General features: G+C 47.6%; 21 protein-coding genes. 15 read left to right on the top strand and 6 right to left on the bottom strand.

What is annotated here, in order from left to right:
- The first annotated feature begins 29 nt into the window (after window positions 1-29).
- The 8 genes from ACKFKH_RS08410 (at window position 30) to ACKFKH_RS08375 (ending at window position 6675) form a co-directional block, all read left to right on the top strand.
- A complete protein-coding gene (locus ACKFKH_RS08410) occupies window positions 30-818 on the top strand; it encodes a DUF928 domain-containing protein (protein ID WP_446857813.1) in 789 nt (262 codons plus the stop codon).
- Window positions 819-859: 41 nt separating this feature from the next.
- On the top strand, window positions 860-3151 hold the full coding sequence (locus ACKFKH_RS08405) for a CHASE2 domain-containing protein (RefSeq protein WP_446857812.1): 2292 nt from the start codon (window positions 860-862) through the stop codon (window positions 3149-3151).
- Window positions 3148-3792, top strand: a complete 645-nt coding sequence (locus ACKFKH_RS08400; RefSeq protein WP_446857811.1) for a response regulator — start codon at window positions 3148-3150, stop codon at window positions 3790-3792. Before ACKFKH_RS08405 ends, ACKFKH_RS08400 begins: the two co-directional genes overlap by 4 nt.
- A gap of 164 nt (window positions 3793-3956) precedes the next feature.
- Window positions 3957-4499, top strand: coding sequence for a DsbA family protein (locus tag ACKFKH_RS08395; RefSeq protein WP_446857810.1), 543 nt, complete (start codon window positions 3957-3959; stop codon window positions 4497-4499).
- Window positions 4500-4571: 72 nt separating this feature from the next.
- Window positions 4572-5156 carry a hypothetical protein gene (locus ACKFKH_RS08390; RefSeq protein WP_446857809.1) on the top strand — a complete coding sequence of 195 codons (585 nt, stop codon included), beginning with the start codon at window positions 4572-4574 and terminating at the stop codon, window positions 5154-5156.
- A gap of 230 nt (window positions 5157-5386) precedes the next feature.
- On the top strand, window positions 5387-5629 hold the full coding sequence (locus tag ACKFKH_RS08385; protein ID WP_446857808.1) for a hypothetical protein: 243 nt from the start codon (window positions 5387-5389) through the stop codon (window positions 5627-5629).
- 21 nt (window positions 5630-5650) lie between these two features.
- Complete coding sequence (locus ACKFKH_RS08380) at window positions 5651-6364, top strand: alternative oxidase (protein ID WP_446857807.1); 714 nt, start codon at window positions 5651-5653, stop codon at window positions 6362-6364.
- A gap of 32 nt (window positions 6365-6396) precedes the next feature.
- The gene (locus tag ACKFKH_RS08375) at window positions 6397-6675 is read left to right on the top strand and encodes a hexameric tyrosine-coordinated heme protein (protein WP_446857806.1); all 279 of its coding nucleotides are present in this window, start codon (window positions 6397-6399) and stop codon (window positions 6673-6675) included.
- 13 nt (window positions 6676-6688) lie between these two features.
- On the opposite strand, the gene ACKFKH_RS08370 is transcribed toward ACKFKH_RS08375, so the two are convergent.
- On the bottom strand, window positions 6689-7390 hold the full coding sequence (locus ACKFKH_RS08370; RefSeq protein WP_446857805.1) for a Crp/Fnr family transcriptional regulator: 702 nt from the start codon (window positions 7388-7390) through the stop codon (window positions 6689-6691).
- A gap of 140 nt (window positions 7391-7530) precedes the next feature.
- Here ACKFKH_RS08370 and ACKFKH_RS08365 point away from each other — a divergent pair, with 140 nt between their 5' ends.
- The 5 genes from ACKFKH_RS08365 (at window position 7531) to ACKFKH_RS08345 (ending at window position 12297) form a co-directional block, all read left to right on the top strand.
- Entirely contained in the window at window positions 7531-7989 is a 459-nt protein-coding gene (locus ACKFKH_RS08365) for a hypothetical protein (RefSeq protein WP_446857804.1), read from the top strand.
- Window positions 7990-8165: 176 nt separating this feature from the next.
- A complete protein-coding gene (locus tag ACKFKH_RS08360) occupies window positions 8166-8480 on the top strand; it encodes a cupin domain-containing protein (RefSeq protein ID WP_446857803.1) in 315 nt (104 codons plus the stop codon).
- Between the two features lie 28 nt (window positions 8481-8508).
- On the top strand, window positions 8509-10143 hold the full coding sequence (locus tag ACKFKH_RS08355) for a GMC family oxidoreductase (protein ID WP_446857802.1): 1635 nt from the start codon (window positions 8509-8511) through the stop codon (window positions 10141-10143).
- A gap of 63 nt (window positions 10144-10206) precedes the next feature.
- Window positions 10207-10986, top strand: coding sequence for a hypothetical protein (locus ACKFKH_RS08350; RefSeq protein ID WP_446857801.1), 780 nt, complete (start codon window positions 10207-10209; stop codon window positions 10984-10986).
- A 210-nt stretch (window positions 10987-11196) separates the two neighbouring features.
- Entirely contained in the window at window positions 11197-12297 is a 1101-nt protein-coding gene (locus tag ACKFKH_RS08345) for a hypothetical protein (protein ID WP_446857800.1), read from the top strand.
- A 360-nt stretch (window positions 12298-12657) separates the two neighbouring features.
- Here ACKFKH_RS08345 and ACKFKH_RS08340 read toward each other — a convergent pair whose 3' ends face one another.
- Both ACKFKH_RS08340 and ACKFKH_RS08335 read right to left on the bottom strand, forming a co-directional pair.
- Window positions 12658-13320 (bottom strand): MFS transporter, encoded by a 663-nt coding sequence (locus tag ACKFKH_RS08340; protein WP_446857799.1) that lies wholly within the window; start codon window positions 13318-13320, stop codon window positions 12658-12660.
- Between the two features lie 6 nt (window positions 13321-13326).
- Window positions 13327-13857 (bottom strand): MFS transporter, encoded by a 531-nt coding sequence (locus ACKFKH_RS08335; protein ID WP_446857798.1) that lies wholly within the window; start codon window positions 13855-13857, stop codon window positions 13327-13329.
- A gap of 364 nt (window positions 13858-14221) precedes the next feature.
- Between ACKFKH_RS08335 and ACKFKH_RS08330 the strand changes: the two genes are divergently transcribed.
- Window positions 14222-14557 carry a hypothetical protein gene (locus tag ACKFKH_RS08330; protein ID WP_446857925.1) on the top strand — a complete coding sequence of 112 codons (336 nt, stop codon included), beginning with the start codon at window positions 14222-14224 and terminating at the stop codon, window positions 14555-14557.
- Window positions 14440-14685, top strand: a complete 246-nt coding sequence (locus ACKFKH_RS08325; RefSeq protein ID WP_446857923.1) for a thioesterase II family protein — start codon at window positions 14440-14442, stop codon at window positions 14683-14685. Before ACKFKH_RS08330 ends, ACKFKH_RS08325 begins: the two co-directional genes overlap by 118 nt.
- A 10-nt stretch (window positions 14686-14695) precedes the next feature.
- On the opposite strand, the gene ACKFKH_RS08320 is transcribed toward ACKFKH_RS08325, so the two are convergent.
- From ACKFKH_RS08320 to ACKFKH_RS08310, 3 genes are read right to left on the bottom strand one after another with little or no spacing between them, the layout of a single operon-like run.
- Window positions 14696-15160, bottom strand: coding sequence for a DoxX family protein (locus ACKFKH_RS08320; RefSeq protein ID WP_446857797.1), 465 nt, complete (start codon window positions 15158-15160; stop codon window positions 14696-14698).
- 2 nt (window positions 15161-15162) lie between these two features.
- Entirely contained in the window at window positions 15163-16164 is a 1002-nt protein-coding gene (locus ACKFKH_RS08315) for an NAD(P)/FAD-dependent oxidoreductase (RefSeq protein ID WP_446857796.1), read from the bottom strand.
- A 30-nt stretch (window positions 16165-16194) separates the two neighbouring features.
- Window positions 16195-16776 carry a hypothetical protein gene (locus ACKFKH_RS08310; RefSeq protein ID WP_446857795.1) on the bottom strand — a complete coding sequence of 194 codons (582 nt, stop codon included), beginning with the start codon at window positions 16774-16776 and terminating at the stop codon, window positions 16195-16197.
- Window positions 16777-16781: the final 5 nt, after the last annotated feature.

Raw genomic sequence — 16781 nt, 5'->3', positions numbered from 1 at the left:
AAACAGTTACATAAATCACTACTAAACCTATGCCACCATCAAACCATCCGGATGTTCAATGTGCCCGTCTACGATCGCTCCAGGTTACATGTATGGCTAGTCTAATTGGGTTCGGGTTAGCTGGCACTATTATCGCTCCGACATTCGCTCTAGAACGTCAACACCAAACCAGTCAGTTACCCCCGCCGCCGCCTAACCCTGGTAGCACCGCACCGGGTGGCCGCCGAGACGATAGTGCTTGCCCCCAAGATACCCAAAAGCCTAACCCAGTTTTAACGGCACTCAGCCCCACCAATAGCGTAGGCTTAACTGTCGCAAAGCAACCAACCATTCTGGTCTATGTACCGCAGACTAAAGCGCAGTCAGCAGAATTTAATCTCAGCAATCCTGCTGGGGGCAAGGTATATCGCACAACACTGGCATTAACCAACACCCCTACGATTGTTCAGATTAGCCTCCCAGCCGATGTGCCGCCGATCGCAGTTGGCAAAGATTATTTGTGGTCATTTGCGGTGATCTGCAATCCCCAAAACCGCTTCCACGATCGCTTCGTCACAGGTGAAATTCGGCGTATCGAACCTTCCCCTGCGCTGATGCAGCAGATTCAGCAGGCGACCCCTCAAGAACGGCTGACACTCTACAGACAATATCGCAGTGCCAACCTCTGGTACGATGCTCTGATAACCCTATTTGAGCTACGCAACAGTCAACCCAATGATGCTAAATTAGACGCAGTTTGGCGAGAACTTTTACAATCGGCTGGAGTCAGCGAGATCACTCCTCAACTGATACAAAAAATACCGCCCACTGCCAAGTAATCGATCGCCCCGCACCCCCTGATACTTAATCAGAATGCCCTATGTGGACAACCCTCAAGCAACGCATTTGGCAATGGCGTGGAGTCTGGATTATCGCTCCCACCGTCACTGCTCTGCTGATTGCGCTACGGTTGCTAGGAGCATTGCAGCTACTGGAGTTACTCGCACTAGATCAACTCTTTCGCCTACGTCAGATAGAATCGGCGGATCCCCGAATTGTCATGGTCACGATCGACGAAGCCGATATCAAACAACTAGGGCAATGGCCGATGTCCGATCGCACATTAGCGCGTTTGCTCACACTTATCAAACAGCAGCAGCCTCAAGTGATCGGGCTAGATCTCTTTCGCAATTTGCCTGTTGAACCTGGTCATGCAGAATTAGTTCAAGTGTTTGCCTCAACGCCTCATCTCATTGGTATCAAACAAGTCGTCGGTGGTGCAGACCAGGATGCAGTAGAAGCCGCGCCTCTGTTAAACCAGAAGGGACAAGTCAGTGCTAGTGATTTTGTAGTAGACAGTGACGGCAGAATTCGGCGTGATTTATTGTATTTAACTAGTAAAGATCAACAAACAATTCTCAGCCTGGGGACAAAACTTGCCTTTGATTATTTAGAAGCAGCAGGCATCACTCCTCAAACCTTGAGCGATCGCCAATTTCGGCTAGGAAAAGCAGTATTCACTCCCCTACAATCGCAGGATGGCGGCTACAGCAATGTCGATGCGGGCGGCTATCAAATTTTGTCAAACTTTCGCAACCTGCCCCAAGGCTTTCGCAGCATTTCAATCACAGATGTTCTACAAAATCGTATTCCACCAGATTTACTACGCGATCGCATTGTCTTGATTGGCCTCACCGCCGAAAGCCTCACCGATCGCTTCTATACCTCCTACACGACCAGTCCAGATACTGCCCCCTCTGGTGTTGAAGTTCATGCCCATGTCGCCAGCCAACTGTTGAGCGTGGTGCTAGAGGGTCAGCCGCTCATTCAAGTCTGGTCTGAACCGATTGAATGGCTCTGGATTTTGTTCTGGGCAACTATGGGCGCGACTCTGGGTTGGCGCTTACGATCGCCCCAGCAGACTGCGATCGCTAGTTTAGGGCTGAGTATTGGGCTATGTTCGATAGTCTACTGCGCCTTTCTAGTAGGTTGGTGGTTGATTATAATTCCGCCACTCTTTGCCCTGATCATATCTGCCATTCTGAGCAGTGGCTATCTAGTCTGGGGCAACCTCAAACTTTCTCATCAACAATTAGCTGAACATGCTCAAACGCTAGAACAAAAAGTGAAAGCCCGCACCCTCCAACTAGAACAGGAAATTGAGGAGCGCCAGCACATTGAAATCGCATTGCGGCAGAGTGAAGCTAAGTTCAGACGGTTAGCTGAGTCAGATATTATTGGAGTCATTGTCACTGCCCTGGACGGCCCTATTCTCGAAGCTAACCAGGCCTTTCTCAAAATGGTGGGGTATACCCAAGAAGACTTAGCAGCCGGGCGAGTAAATTGGGTGAGCATCACACCTCCCGAACATCTAGCCGTCAGTCAACGAGCCATCCAGGAACTCAGGACTCAGGGCGTTTGTATGCCCTACGAAAAAGAATATCAACGCCCAGATGGTAGTCGCATCCCCGTGCTAATTGGCCATGCTGTCTTAGCTGAAAATCAAAATCAAGTGATTGGATTTGTACTAGATCTGAGCGATCGTAAACAAGCCGAAGCTGCATCTATTCTAGAAGAACGCAATCGAATGGCACGGGAAATTCATGATACTCTGGCGCAAGCTTTCACTAGCATCATTGTGTACTTAGATGCGGCCGCCCAACGCCTGATCCTTGATCCAGATGCGGCGCAAGCCTACATCAAGACCGGACGTACTCTGGCTCGATCGGGGCTGACGGATGCGCGACGATCGGTGGATGCCCTCCGACCTCAACTGTTAGAAGAAGGCGACCTCCCAAGTGCCCTCAAATGTTATGCGACTCAACTGTTTACCCATACCGAGACCGCGATCGTCTGCGATGTGGTGGGTCAGCCCTATTCATTGCCCCAGGAGGTCGAAATTAACTTACTCCGCATTGGGCAAGAAGCACTCACAAATGCCTTCAAATATGCCAATACCAGTACGATTCATGTCGAGTTAGTGTATGCCAAACCACAATGCGTTCTCCGTATCAGAGATCAGGGTCAAGGGTTCGCTGTGGGAAGTCTCGCCGTGGGTCAAGGGTTTGGGCTGCTGAGTATGACTGAACGAGCAGAACGCATTGGCGCTAAATTCATGATCCAAAGTCATCCCGGACAGGGCACAGAAGTCGTTGTTAAAGTTGCTGTATGACCTCCTCCACTACTGATTCACTGCCCCCAATTCGGGTTCTGATTGTCGATGACCACCCCTTCATGCGGCAAGGATTAGCTGCGGTGTTGGACTATAAACCTGACATGCGAGTAGTGGGGCAAGCCTGCAATGGGCGAGAGGCAGTAACCTTATTTCGTCAACATCAGCCCGATGTAACTTTGATGGATTTGCGAATGCCAGAAATGGGCGGCGTAGAAGCGATCGCTGCGATCGTTGCAGAATTTGCCAATGCTCACTTAATTGTACTGACGACCTATGATGGTGATGAAGATATCTACCGGGGTCTGCGCGCGGGTGCTAAAGGCTATGTCCTCAAGGATGCAGAACCAGAAGAGTTATTAGCTGCGATTCGTGCCGTTCACGCTGGACAACAGTACATTCCCCCTGCTGTAGGCGCAAAGCTAGCAGAACGCATGGGTAGCCCAGAATTGAGCGATCGCGAACTAGAAGTGCTGAACCAGATGGCAATGGGCAAGAGCAATTTAGAAATTAGCGTCACGTTGTCGATCGCAGAAGGCACAGTTAAATTTCACGTCAAAAATATCTTGGGTAAGTTGGGTGTTAGCGATCGCACCCAAGCGATGATTGTAGCCCTCAAGCGAGGTATTATCGCGCTCTAGGTTTGAGCATATCATCAGTCTCCTATCCTTTGGGATAGGTTCATTCCTGCTCTAAAGCAGTGGCGATCGCTCCTCGTTTGAGTAGGTCAAAAACGACTCCTAGGGGATGCGACAGCGACCACCTGACTCACCTATTCTTAAAGCTATCGACAGTTACAAGAGTCATGGATCAGACCGACGGGAATCAACTAACCGTACCCATTTCAAATCGTGACCATATTCAAGGCGTGCTAGCCGCTCCGATCGCAATTGTCAGCTATGGTGACTATCAATGTCTCTATTGTGGTGAGGTACATAAGATGATTCAACACTTGCAGCAACAGTTTGGTAATCAACTTTGTTTTGTGTTTCGGCATTTTCCTCGAACGCAATTTCACCCTCAAGCATACAAAGCTGCCGAAATTGCTGAAGCTGCTGCCGCACAGGGAAAGTTTTGGTTGATGCACGATCGCCTGTTTGCCCAACAACAGCGATTAGAGAATGGCTATCTTTTAGAGTATGCTAACGAGCTTAGTTTAGACATTAGCCGATTGCTTCAGGATCTATGGCACCACAGCTATGTGAACCGTATTGCTGATGATATCCAAAGTGGCACCCAGAGCGGAGTAACCACAACGCCCGCGCTATTCATCAACAATGTTCGCTATCGCAACGCCTGGAATCTTGAGCAGCTAAGGTTAGCGATCGTGCAGGCGATGCCCAAGTAAACAGCATACTTGCACTGAGCAGCACTTGAGTAAAATATTCCAGTTTTGATTCTCAACGGAGGCAGTTTTATCATGCCAACATTACTTGATAGTAGGCAAACCCACCAGCACAATCATACCTCTCATACCTCTCACCGCAAACGCGAACGCGGTGTCATTCTCACCAGCCAGGGATGGCACAAGTTGCAGCAGGCGCAACAACAAGCAGCTAACGATCGCAACTTTGGTCTTCGCTTGACTCGTGAATATATGAGCGAACTGAGTGGTTTATCGCTGACCACGATCGCTCGCATTCTCAAACGCCAAGAAGCCGTCGATCGACAATCTTTGGCACAATTCCTAACAGCTTTTGGAGTTGAGCTATCGGCAGGAGATTGTTCTCCACCAAGACTCTTTCAGGAATCCGGCCATAATGAGCCATACCATTATAGACGCGAAGCAGAGTTAGCCCAATTACGGCAGTGGGTGGTAGCTGAGCAGCGCCAAACAGCGGTTGGGCTGCATGGTATTGGTAAAAGTTTTATGGCAGTGAGGCTGGCATTGCAAATTCAAATCGAGTTTGAGATTGTAGTTTGGCGATCGCTCCAAAATGCCTCCTCACTAGATGAGTTGATAGAGAGTATCTTGTCTTTTCTACTGGGACTTCGCGATAGATAAGCCTAACTGTTTTAGTCTCCACTTAGTAGAGGAACCTGATTATGGATTCTTTAATCATCCGACAGACTCAAGCTCAGCCTGCACCCTTACATACAACACCGCCTGTTGCCAGGCGAAAAATATTAGTAGGGCAATGGATTAAGGTTGATGGTAAGTTGACCTGTCGATGGATTGTAGCTGAAAGGTGATGAAGTATCTTGCTGTAAATTTCTGGTTGGTTGTAGGGGACAGTGCCCAGTGCCTACCCTAAATCGTCGGGCAACCATGGAGAGATTTCCCGACGATCGTCTCCACGGATCAACGAAAATTTACAGGTTGAAAAATACTATGAACTGATTAGCTCAAACAATATGAGCTATCTCAAGGACAAGTTTGCCTTACTCGGTCAAAGTATGTATAAAGCTCAATCTAGAGTGTTTCGCCAACACCACCAAAGCTCAGGCTATCTTGCCTTCTGTGCGGTGCGACAGTAACTTTATTGGGAGTATCGAATCATGAGAGTGTTTATTCGATCGATGGTCAGCATTCTCGTTTTTGTGACCGATGTTTTGTACCAGAATCGTCCCTATCAACGGTTTTATGTTCTAGAAACTATTGCCCGTGTTCCCTATTTCGCCTATCTATCTGTGCTTCATCTCTATGAAACCCTGGGGATTTGGCGAAAAGCAGACTGGCTGAAAGTTCATTTTTCAGAAACCTGGAACGAATTACATCATCTGCTGATTATGGAATCGTTGGGCGGCGATCGCTACTGGGTCGATCGATTCTTGGCACAACATTTAGCAATGGTCTACTACTGGATTGTTGTTCCGCTTTACATGCTGTTGCCCAGGTCGGCATATTACATCATGGAGTTGATTGAGCAACATGCCTATGACACCTACGATCGCTATCTAAAAGACTATGAAGTAGCCCTGAAAGCAATGCCTGCGCCTCAAGTTGCAATCAACTACTATCAAGAGGGTGATCTCTATATGTTTGAAGAAATGCAGATCACTCAGACTAAGTTCCGTCATCCCAAAGTAGATAATCTCTATGATGTGTTTACCAACATTCGCGACGATGAGAATGAACATGTCAAGACGATGATTTTTTGCCAGCAACTAGACGCACAGCAAACCTTCAAGAGTCCCCATACTGCGATCGCGGTAACAGAAGTAAAAGCAGAAAATCTGCCTGCCTTTGCAACTAAAATGACTGAGCTTTAGAACACTCATCACAAAATAAGGAGACACGTACAATGACGAATGCAACATTGACTTCTACCCCAACGCCCGTCACTGAACTGACCCTGATTCCCAACAATTCACTGATTACTCCTACCCCCGAAGAAGGACGAAAGCTGGCAGTTATGATGGCGCGACTCATTGTTAAATTAACTCAGCCTGATGAAGAAAAACGCCAACACATCCGTGAAGCTTATGGAGACGATGCCATGATGCTGATTGCTGTTGGGCAAGTTGTTGCCACAGAATTCGCCACCATTGCCGCAGCAAATAACTACTGGCAGAAATCGTAACGCTTAGTTAGATTCAGTCTTCCGTCATCCCTGCTGAAATCGCATCTAACGCCTCTGCATCCAAAATCGTAATATATCCCCCCCGCTTGTACTCGATCGTTGGTTTCAACCGCCCAATCAACCGGACACACTCCTCATAGGAAATGCCAATCGTCCGAGCAATATGATAGTGAGACAGCGTAACATTGAGGCGATTTCCAGCAGGGCTAGGTTCGGTTCCATACTGAGCAGCCGTTGACTGAATCATTTGAGCTAATCGCACGATCGCACGTTCTGAAACAAGTCCATGTATAGTCTGATGGAGTTGATTTAACCGTTGCGTTAGTGTAACCAACATGCGAACTGCAACTTCAGGATTTCGTTGAAAGACAATCAATAGCGCTGATTTTTCAACTAGTAGAATTTCGCAATCAGTTTCTGCCACGATCGTCGCTGGAGACAACCCATCACCAAATAGAGCAGGGGCAGCAAATATCTCTCCAGCCAGCAAGATTCTGAGCAGGGTTTCTCGCCCGTTGGGAGCCGTCTTCTTAACTTGAAGCTTCCCAGCCAGCAGGATATGTAGTTTCAGGGGTAAGCGATCGCCTTCATGCAGCACGATTTCATCCCGTAAATAATGATGTACTTGCGATTGATGTTGTAAGGTCTGTAATTCTTCCAAGGCTATCTGCTCAAAAATCGCAGCTTTTGTTAAATGCTCGATCATAGCTATCATCGTTGACCACCCTAGATGCTCTAATTTTGCTGAACTTGAGCTACCTCAGAGACGCACTCTCAAACTTGAATTAACTTGATAGTAACGCAAGACAGAAACAATTCCAGCATTCCAAAATGCTATTGAGAGAGGAGGACAGCATGAAGTCAAAACTGGAAACCCTGGCCAAATTCTACCTGGAAGGTCATCCTGCTGAGATCTCGCCCGAAACTCAAGCTGAATTATGCGACTGGCTCATGGAAGAATTTCGGCAATTGCCTCTAAATCTTTTGTTTTCGGACTATCCGCGCTATCACTCACCCAAAGAAGTGTTTGCTGACATCGAACAAAATCAACTTTGGGTCAGCACAGAGGCTTACGATACTTCAATTTACACCAATCCATTTTATGGGGCAGTTCTTGCGGCTGTTCATGACTATGATCATTACCGTTCTAAAAGTGATTGGAGCTTTGAGGGAGAAATCATTGCTTACCGTGCAATTGCAAACCGCGCTCCCAGTCTAGAAATTCAAAAGATTCTCTATTCTCAGATTGTCCTCAGAGCCGCCGCTCATCTCTATTTAGGACATCTACCCGAACCCAAAATCGTCTTTCCCTAACGTTGATCTAAACATTAATCCGACCTATGTATTCCTGTCCATGCTGCCATAGTCAATTACTTCGCCACATTCGACATCAGCAAGTCTACTTCTTTTGTTCACACTGTTGGGCTGAAATGCCAGTTTTAAGCACATTCCAACAAACCAAGAATCACCACTAAATTGGAGATCAAGCAATGACATCCGAACTACGTATATCAATCGTCGCCAACCTTTTGGAAAAAGTTAACTATGATAAGCCTGGTGTTTCTCGTCAGGTTATCGCCAAAGATGAACAGGTCACACACGCGCTGATTTGCATCACTGCTGGAACATCCCTACCTGAACATTCAGCCCCTCGATCGGTCTGCCTCACAGTGTTAGAAGGGCGAGGAACGCTGATGTTGATGGAACAAGAGATTGATTTAGAACCCGGTGTGTTTATAAAAATGTTGCCGGATGAGCCGCATTCTCTCTATGCGATCGAGAACTTAGCAATGCTCCACACCTAATGCTTCAGCAATGAAATGGAGAACCGTCATGATCAACCAGATAAATCAGGGTGCTTTGTATGATTTCATTATTGTGGGTGCAGGGGCAGCAGGTTGTGTACTTGCCGATCGCCTCAGTGCCAATCCCCAAAATCGAGTCTTATTGCTAGAAGCAGGCTCACCAGATCACAAGCCTGAAATTCACATTCCCGCCGCTTTTAGTCAACTCTTCAAGACCGAATATGACTGGAACTATAGTGCGATTCCACAAGCAGAATTGCAAGGGCGCAAAAGCTATTGGGCAAAAGGTCGAACCTTGGGTGGTTCTACATCTATTAACGCCATGATGTATTTGCGTGGTGTTCCGGCTGATTATAACCACTGGGAACAGTTAGGAAACACTGGTTGGGGTTGGAAGGATGTTCTACCTTACTTTCGTCGCTCAGAATGCAACAGTCGGGGTAGTAGCGAACTACACGGCGATCGTGGCTCTCTGTATGTTGAAGATCTGCGTGATCCCAATCCTCTGAGCCGTGTTTTTATTGAGTCAGCACAAGCGATCGGTTTTCCCTATAATCCTGATCTCAACGGTTCACTGCTAGAAGGCGTAGGCTGGGTACAAGTTACTCAACATCAAGGTCGTCGCTGGAGTACGGCGGATGCCTTCTTGCGCCCAGCAATGCATCGCTCTAACCTGCATGTTCTTACTGATGCACAATCTACTCGCATATTAATGCAGGACAATCGAGCAAGTGGCATTGAATATCGACGTGAAGGGACACTGCAAATAGCCACTGCGACTCGTGAAGTAATCCTTTCGGGTGGAACCGTTGGATCGACTCAACTACTACTATTGTCTGGGATTGGCCCCGCGCAGCACTTGCGGGAGCTTGAGATTGAAGTGGTCGTTGATCTGCCAGGAGTGGGACAAAACTTACAAGATCATGTTGCCACCGCAGTTGTGATGGAAAGCACAAAGCCGCTATCTATGCTCAATGCAAATACACCGATCGAGCAAATGCGGTATCTATTATTCCAACGTGGAATGTTAACATCCAGCGTTCTAGAAGCGGCTGCCTTTCTCCGTACCACACCGGATCTGATTGCTCCAGACTTAGAGCTACAGTTTGCCCCAGTTGTGTTTTATGACTATGGGTTAGTTCCAGCAAAGCAGCATGGCATGACGATCGGGCCGACTCTCATTGCCCCCCGCAGTGTTGGATCAATGCGCCTGCGATCGCCTGATCCGATGGATCATCCAATTATTGATCCGCAATATCTATCTGACCCAGAAGGGCACGATCTTCAGGTCTTGATTGCAGGGATTCGCAAGGCTCAAGCAATCTTTGCGGCTGAACCCATGATTGATGTGATCGGTGCGCCGATTATGCCTGATCGACTGTTACAGAGCGATCGTGACCTTGAAGACTACATTCGATCGGGTGCAGATGGCTGGTGGCATCCCGTCGGAACCTGTCGGATGGGGACTGATCCATTAGCAGTGGTCGATCCAACATTACAGGTTCATGGAGTGGATGGACTAGGGGTTGTGGATGCCTCGGTGATGCCGACCATACCGCGTTGTCACACAATGGCTCCGACCATCATGATCGCAGAGAAAGCGGCTGACCTGATTCTCGAACAAACTTCTCACACAGAAGAGTTAGCAACTCTTTATGCATAAGTTTTTCTCAGCCGTGTGAACCATTTGATCAACCCTATCTTTTGAAAAAGGAGACTACTAACCATGACTGATACTTCTGAATCTGCAAAAACTGCTGAAACCCTTTCTGCACCGCTTGATATTTGCATCGAAATCGCTCCAAATTTGTCTGAGGAAGCACAGAAGATTGCGATCGCGGAGAATCCAGATAATGCTGTAGTTGTGCAATCTGGGCCGGCTTCAAAAACCAGACTTGCACTACAAACTGCTAAAAAGTGGAAACCAGGTCGAACGCTTCGAGTTCGGTTTCTAGATGGTGAGCCGATTGTTCATCAAAAAGTTGCTGAGATCGCTCGCCAATGGAGTCAATATGCCAACATCCGATTCTCTTTTGGTAATCATCCACAAGCTGAAATTCGTATCTCGTTCAAGCAAGAAGGCACCTGGTCTGCCCTTGGAACTGATGCTCTGCTAGTTCCTAAAGACCAACCCACCATGAACTATGAACTGTTGAAGTCCAATACGCCTGAGGCACGGTATTCAAGGGATGTACTTCATGAGTTTGGCCATGCGCTTGGCTGCATTCACGAACACGTACACCCAGAAGCAGGAATTTCTTGGAACAAAGAGGCAGTCTACCGCTATTACATGGCTCCACCCAACAGTCGGACAAAAGAGGAAATTGATCGCAATCTTTTCAAAAAATATAGCCGAACTATCACCCAATTTTCTCGATTTGATCCGAAGTCCATCATGATCTACCCAATTCCCAAAAAACTGACTACCAATGGCTATGAAGTTGGCTGGAATGGCCAGCTTTCGGCGACAGACAAAGCCTTTATTGCGAAAGCGTATCCAAGATAACTCGCCAATCCTGATTGACTGGCAAATCTTTTCAGGTAGGTTGGGTTGAACCTGGTGAAACCCAACGTTAGCAACGGTAGAAAGGCTGCTGTTGGGTTTCGCGTTGCTCAACACCAACCTACGAAGAATCGAGGGTTTCAGGAGTTTTGTCAGTCAACCAGCTCGCCAATCTTAGACTTACCAATCAATCACCACTAAAGGAGTTAAATCATGACTACACAACACCCAGTCTACGAAATCCTCGCGAAAGAAATTGCCTACATCTTGGGCAATCCTGAGTTTGATAAACCCATTAACGAATTTCTCAACACGACAGGCTACAAGCTTGACCAATCTCTCAACGATCCTAATACTGGATTTCAAGCCTTTGGACTCACTTCGACAATTCCCAATAAACCACCTGTATTCGTCATTCGAGGAACCAGTGAAGCTATCGATGACATTGCAAACAAAGATCCTCAAGGAATTGGATCTAACCAGTTTGCTGCAAATCGAGAAGCGATCGCAACCTGGCTAATCAAAAGTGACCCTAGACCCGACATCATCGGCCATAGCTTAGGGGGCGCGATCGCTCAGATTATTGCAGCAGAGCTAATTGATTTAGTTGGGGAAGTTGTGACATTCAGTTCTCCTGGAACTAGCTGCGCGATCGCTGACCAGTTTCTGCAAAAGGGTGGTGCAAACAAAACAGTCACGCACTACATTGTGGATGGCGATATTGTCAGTTTGGCGGGAGAAGCCTTCATTGCGGGAACAGCGATGCTGCAATCCTTTACCAATCCTGCTATCAATCCACTCTACAATCTGGACAAGCATCAGAAAATTGGACGATTGTTGAGCGCTCCGCCCCCTGATTTTACCCAGACCAAACTTTCAGTCAAAGCTTTAAACCACCCCGCATTTACCTATGTCAATGCAGATTACCTGGAGTTTTTAGCAGCCTATCGGGCGATCGTTCCCAATGTCACACACTGGCTCACGTCCCGACAAAAGGTTGAAACCTTGAGACGATCTGGCTTCTCTTTCCAAACATTCATTGTTAATGTATTTGATCGGCTTGCTCCAGAAAAAGATAATTGGCTAATAGGCGATAGCCAAGACAATACTGCTGACAGTGCAGGAGGAAACGATGTCCTGATTGGCAAAGGTGGCCACGATCAACTCAAGGGTGGACACGGAAAAGATACTTTGATCGGCGTTGATCCAGACAGCGATCGTCCAGGACTTCAAGAGATAGATACTCTGACAGGTGGCGCTTCTACTGATATTTTTGTGCTTGGCAACAAGAAGCATGTGTTTTACAGATGTTGAGCGACAATCCCATCACTCGTAAAATCGCACTCACCGTCCGCTTCCCTGGCGCTAAAGTCGCTCCCACCACCATCACCATCACCGAATTCCAACCCCGCTGGGAAAATAACGCCGCAAACGCTAGCATGAAGGCAAGTAATTCTTTCGGTAGCAAGTTCATCAGAAACATTCCAAATTTTTCTATTTCTGATCTTGCTACCATTTCCTCTTCATTGAAATGGATAAAGTCGAGCTTAGGCTCACTCTGTTCTTTTTGGCTTCATGCAACAAAGCCCTTTAGGTGTAGAAAGTTGCTCCACGAACTTGAGCCGACTTGCAAGAACAACTCGATCGTCTATTCTTCTCGTCGGTAGAGGTTCGTTAAGCTCTGCTCCCTCGCATCAGCAATAGACCGATCGCAACGATCGCGCCCAGACTGCCCAACCCAAACGCTGCCCAAACTCCAATCGATTGCCAGAGCCAGCCAGCCAACACACTTGCAATCAGAGTTGCCACACCCGTCACCAAACTTAGCCACCCAAACGCCGTGCCGCGTAACTCAGACGGGACGTGATTAGAGATCATCGCCAGCAAAACTCCCTGCGTCATTCCCTGATAGAGTCCATATAACAAGAGCAATAGCCAAACTTGCCAGGGATTCTGAGCGATCGCCAACCCACTATAAGTCACGGCAAATATCCCCAATCCACCTGACAAAATGCCGCGCCGACTCAGCCGATCGGACAGCCAACCTGCCGGATATGCACTCACTGCCGAGGCGATATGAATGACCGTCAGCACGATCGGCACGGCTGCTAATGAAATCCCCACACTCTCAGCTTTGAGCAATAAAAATGCATCGCTAGAGTTGCCCAGGTTAAAGCAAAACGCCACGCCCACCAGGTTCCAGTAGCCTGCCCCAAGTTGCTTAAGTTGTTGCCACTGTAGGCGTTTTGATGACTCTGTTTTTTGTGGTGTCATCGTTTTTTGCGGTGCGCCAATCCCTACTATCAGCAACCCCACTGCTAGAGCCGCCGGAATCATGGCCGCTCAGAAGACTAGCCGCGTGTTTTGGGCAGACAGCGCCAGTAGTGCAGCAGCAGCAAGAGGCCCCAGCAGTGCCCCGATCGTATCCAGCGTATAGCGTAACCCGTAGGCGGCTCCTCGTTGGCTTGCAGGAGTCACATCTGCAACCAATGCATTGCGCGGGGCAACTCGAATCCCCTTCCCTACTCGATCGCCCATCAGTGCCGCTAAGATCCAGGCTGGATTGGCAGCGATCGCATAGAGTGGCATCATCAAAGCCGAAAAGCCATAGCCTGCGACTGCCAACCATTTACGCTGCTTGCTTCCCCGATCGCTGATCTGTCCCGATCCCACTTTCAACACGGCTGCCGTCAACTCAGCAATGCCCTCAATCAGCCCGATCGTTACTAAATTTGCGCCAAGGGTAGAAGCCAAAAACAACGGCAAGACAGACTGGATCATCTTAGAACCAATGTCCATCAAAAAGCTAACCCAGCCCAGCACCCAGACTTGTTGGGGTAGCGGCGGCAAACTTGCAGGTTTTACAGTGGTCATGCGATCGCTGATTCAACCTCGCTATTATGCAGTAGTGAGTAGTTTCTGTATAGAACCTTTTGATACTAGAAGAAAGGCATTGCTAAATCACCGGATGAATTGCTCCCAATGTAACAGGAAGCTAAACGTTCAAAGTCCCCCAATTTTGGGGGATTTAGGGGGCGAAAAAGTTGACACTTTCCACAGATTCATCCCTTCGATCGCAACGCCGAAAAAAGCTGTGCAATTTTTGCATGAGTTAGCCAGGATGAACCTTGTGGAATGTAACCATCACTGTAACTATCACTCAGATTGCACTTCGATCGAATTACCCTCATAATAAAAGCTACCAGGCATTGCTACACATCTCCCCTTCACTGCAACTATGGAATGGCTTCAAGCCCCTTTAGAATTCGCAAAAGAGTTTGTGAAGTACATCCTCACTGCCTTTGTGATCTATGGCGTGTTTATGACGATCGAACAGATTCGCCCTGCCGAGCGCCATCAGCCCCTGCGTCACATCTGGTTTAACCTGCGGTGGTATGTGTTGTATAGTGCAATTTCTCTCAGTCTGGGAGCGATCTGGCTCTACTTTTGCCTACTTTGCGTGCTGATTTTGAACTGTTGGAAACCTATGTCTATCAGCCTGATTCACCCTTTGATTGCCCGATCGCTGCGTTTGGCGGTCGCGATGATCCCAAAGTTGATCCGACCCATCTAGAAGCCTGGAACTTGCATACGACTGCATCCTTCTCGCTGCAATTGTTACCAGGCGATCACTTCTTTCTACAGTCAGAGCGATCGCGACTCTTGCAGCAGATTATCCAACAGCTTCACCCAAATCTTTGATTAGCCCTCATCAGCTTTTATTTAACTGCCGAGAAAGGAGCGTGTCAATAGAGAACAAGCCGCCGCCGTTGACCAGAAGAAACCCAAAGGACACCGCGTAGAGAGAAGCCATTTCTAGCGGCTTAATGTGTAAGCCCTCGCCTTTAATGTGAAAATAAATGGCAACTAGCATCGTGAACAGCAATGCGAATGCATCCAACCGAGTTAACAATCCTAGAGCTAGTAAAATTGAACTAACAATTTCGACATAGGCAGCACAATACGTGAAAAAGACTGGGTAGGGCAAGCCCAGAAACTTCACTACACCTGTGGCAAATCCCTGTACATCTGCTAATTTATCTAGCCCATTGTGAATCATCAACAGCCCAACGACCACTCGAAGTAATACCCAAGCAAGCTGAAAGCTGCGATTCTCGCTTGAATTGGACTGAAAAACGGTGGCTAGAAAGGAGGGTTTAGCTTGCGTAACTGTCATAGTTAAGAATGATCCCAGTCTGGTTTAATAGATTTACGACGGTTGAGAAAGCGATCGATCGCCATCGCTGCAACACACCCCTCGCCAGCCGCGACAACTGCCTGCTTAAACGGGGTATTCCGAATATCGCCGATCGCCCAAACGCCCTCTACAGTTGTCTCCATCATCTCATTGACCTTCACACCGCCATCTGCATTACACTCTACTTGACCGTCAATAAAATCGGTGATGGGTTTAGAGCCGCTTTGATAAACAAAAACTCCTTCCACTGAAAGAGAGAGCGGTTCTGGCTGTCCTTTGGGTTTGACCTGCACACCCGTCACTCCTGCTTCATTGCCTTCAATGGACGTGAGGCGAGTTTGGCTCCAATGTTTCACATTAGACGTAGTTAATAAATCCTTAACCAATTCATCATCAGGTTGCGGGTCTTTCACCGTCACCCAATGCACCGTCGAGGCGAACTTAGTCAAAACTTGAGCTTCTTCGATCGCCTCATGATTGATTCCGACCACAGCAACTTCACGCGCCTTATAGAATGCAGCATCGCAAGTCGCACAATAGCTCACTCCACGACCCAAAAATTCCGCTTCTCCTGGAAATGAGGCAACACGACCCATTGCGCCCGTTGCTAACACCAAGGTTCGCCCAATAAATGTACCTTCAGGCGTATAGACTTTTTTCAACGAGTCGCTAACATCAATGCCAAACACCTGGGCACGCTGGTAGGACGTTCCGAAAGAAATGGCTTGATCGCGCATCACATCCAGCAGTTCATGGCCGCTGACATCTCCCGCAACGCCAGGATAATTGGCAATTTTGTGAGTGATCGCTAATGCACCAACCGCAGGATTTTTATCTAAAATAATGGTTTTCAGTCCGGCACGGGATGTGTACAGGGCGCAAGTACAGCCTGCTGGGCCCCCTCCAACGATGACGACATCAAACTCGTATATATTCAAAATATTAAGCCCCAAAGCGCGTTGAATAGCTACCCAAAATAGCATACATTCACTATACCTCTACAACGAGCAGCGTTAGTAAATTACTCTAGAAGATTGCATTGGAATAGTGCATAGGAAGGATTCCAGCATACTCAATGATCCCTGCCAATCGGCATAAGCCTGATGACTGGATGAGCAGCAGACTGTGTTGATAAAAATGGCACAGCAAAATCCAGCAATCTCAACATCCAGAAATTGAGCTTCTTCGAGCAACCACTGAAAGCTGACGCTTTGCTTCACTCTATGGTCACGTAAAAATTGTTCAAAGTGAAAAAACAGTGAGAAGTAGTTAATGGCATCGCGGACACAGATTTGACAATTCCATGCAAACTCAAGATAGCCACTATATCGGTAGCCGTCCTCTTCTTTGACCTGACTGCTAAAGCACCCTGTCGTAAAAAATTGGGTGTGTCCAAAATTTAGCGCACAAACCAAAGATTTTAGCGCTTGATCTGAAGCAAGTTCTGGAATGATATCGACTAATTCTGGATGGGCGATCAGATTTTTGAAGCCATGATTGATCTCTCCATCATTTCGTGTAACTTTACTGCTCGAATAGGGAATTTCTTTGCTGTAGGGACTGATAGATAAGGAATTAGGATAGAGTGGTTGCATCCAAA

It is taken from the genome of Phormidesmis sp. 146-20, assembly GCF_052939475.1.
Note: the sequence above shows the minus strand (reverse complement) of the source record. Positions and strands in the feature narration are given on the sequence as shown.

Coding starts and splice junctions, on each gene's coding strand:
- ACKFKH_RS08410 (WP_446857813.1), top strand. CDS start 30: ATGCCACCATCAAACCATCCGGATGTTCAATGTGCCCGTCTACGATCG.
- ACKFKH_RS08405 (WP_446857812.1), top strand. CDS start 860: ATGTGGACAACCCTCAAGCAACGCATTTGGCAATGGCGTGGAGTCTGG.
- ACKFKH_RS08400 (WP_446857811.1), top strand. CDS start 3,148: ATGACCTCCTCCACTACTGATTCACTGCCCCCAATTCGGGTTCTGATT.
- ACKFKH_RS08395 (WP_446857810.1), top strand. CDS start 3,957: ATGGATCAGACCGACGGGAATCAACTAACCGTACCCATTTCAAATCGT.
- ACKFKH_RS08390 (WP_446857809.1), top strand. CDS start 4,572: ATGCCAACATTACTTGATAGTAGGCAAACCCACCAGCACAATCATACC.
- ACKFKH_RS08380 (WP_446857807.1), top strand. CDS start 5,651: ATGAGAGTGTTTATTCGATCGATGGTCAGCATTCTCGTTTTTGTGACC.
- ACKFKH_RS08375 (WP_446857806.1), top strand. CDS start 6,397: ATGACGAATGCAACATTGACTTCTACCCCAACGCCCGTCACTGAACTG.
- ACKFKH_RS08370 (WP_446857805.1), bottom strand. CDS start 7,390: ATGATAGCTATGATCGAGCATTTAACAAAAGCTGCGATTTTTGAGCAG.
- ACKFKH_RS08365 (WP_446857804.1), top strand. CDS start 7,531: ATGAAGTCAAAACTGGAAACCCTGGCCAAATTCTACCTGGAAGGTCAT.
- ACKFKH_RS08360 (WP_446857803.1), top strand. CDS start 8,166: ATGACATCCGAACTACGTATATCAATCGTCGCCAACCTTTTGGAAAAA.
- ACKFKH_RS08355 (WP_446857802.1), top strand. CDS start 8,509: ATGATCAACCAGATAAATCAGGGTGCTTTGTATGATTTCATTATTGTG.
- ACKFKH_RS08350 (WP_446857801.1), top strand. CDS start 10,207: ATGACTGATACTTCTGAATCTGCAAAAACTGCTGAAACCCTTTCTGCA.
- ACKFKH_RS08345 (WP_446857800.1), top strand. CDS start 11,197: ATGACTACACAACACCCAGTCTACGAAATCCTCGCGAAAGAAATTGCC.
- ACKFKH_RS08340 (WP_446857799.1), bottom strand. CDS start 13,320: ATGATTCCGGCGGCTCTAGCAGTGGGGTTGCTGATAGTAGGGATTGGC.
- ACKFKH_RS08335 (WP_446857798.1), bottom strand. CDS start 13,857: ATGACCACTGTAAAACCTGCAAGTTTGCCGCCGCTACCCCAACAAGTC.
- ACKFKH_RS08330 (WP_446857925.1), top strand. CDS start 14,222: ATGGAATGGCTTCAAGCCCCTTTAGAATTCGCAAAAGAGTTTGTGAAG.
- ACKFKH_RS08320 (WP_446857797.1), bottom strand. CDS start 15,160: ATGACAGTTACGCAAGCTAAACCCTCCTTTCTAGCCACCGTTTTTCAG.
- ACKFKH_RS08315 (WP_446857796.1), bottom strand. CDS start 16,164: ATGCTATTTTGGGTAGCTATTCAACGCGCTTTGGGGCTTAATATTTTG.
- ACKFKH_RS08310 (WP_446857795.1), bottom strand. CDS start 16,776: ATGCAACCACTCTATCCTAATTCCTTATCTATCAGTCCCTACAGCAAA.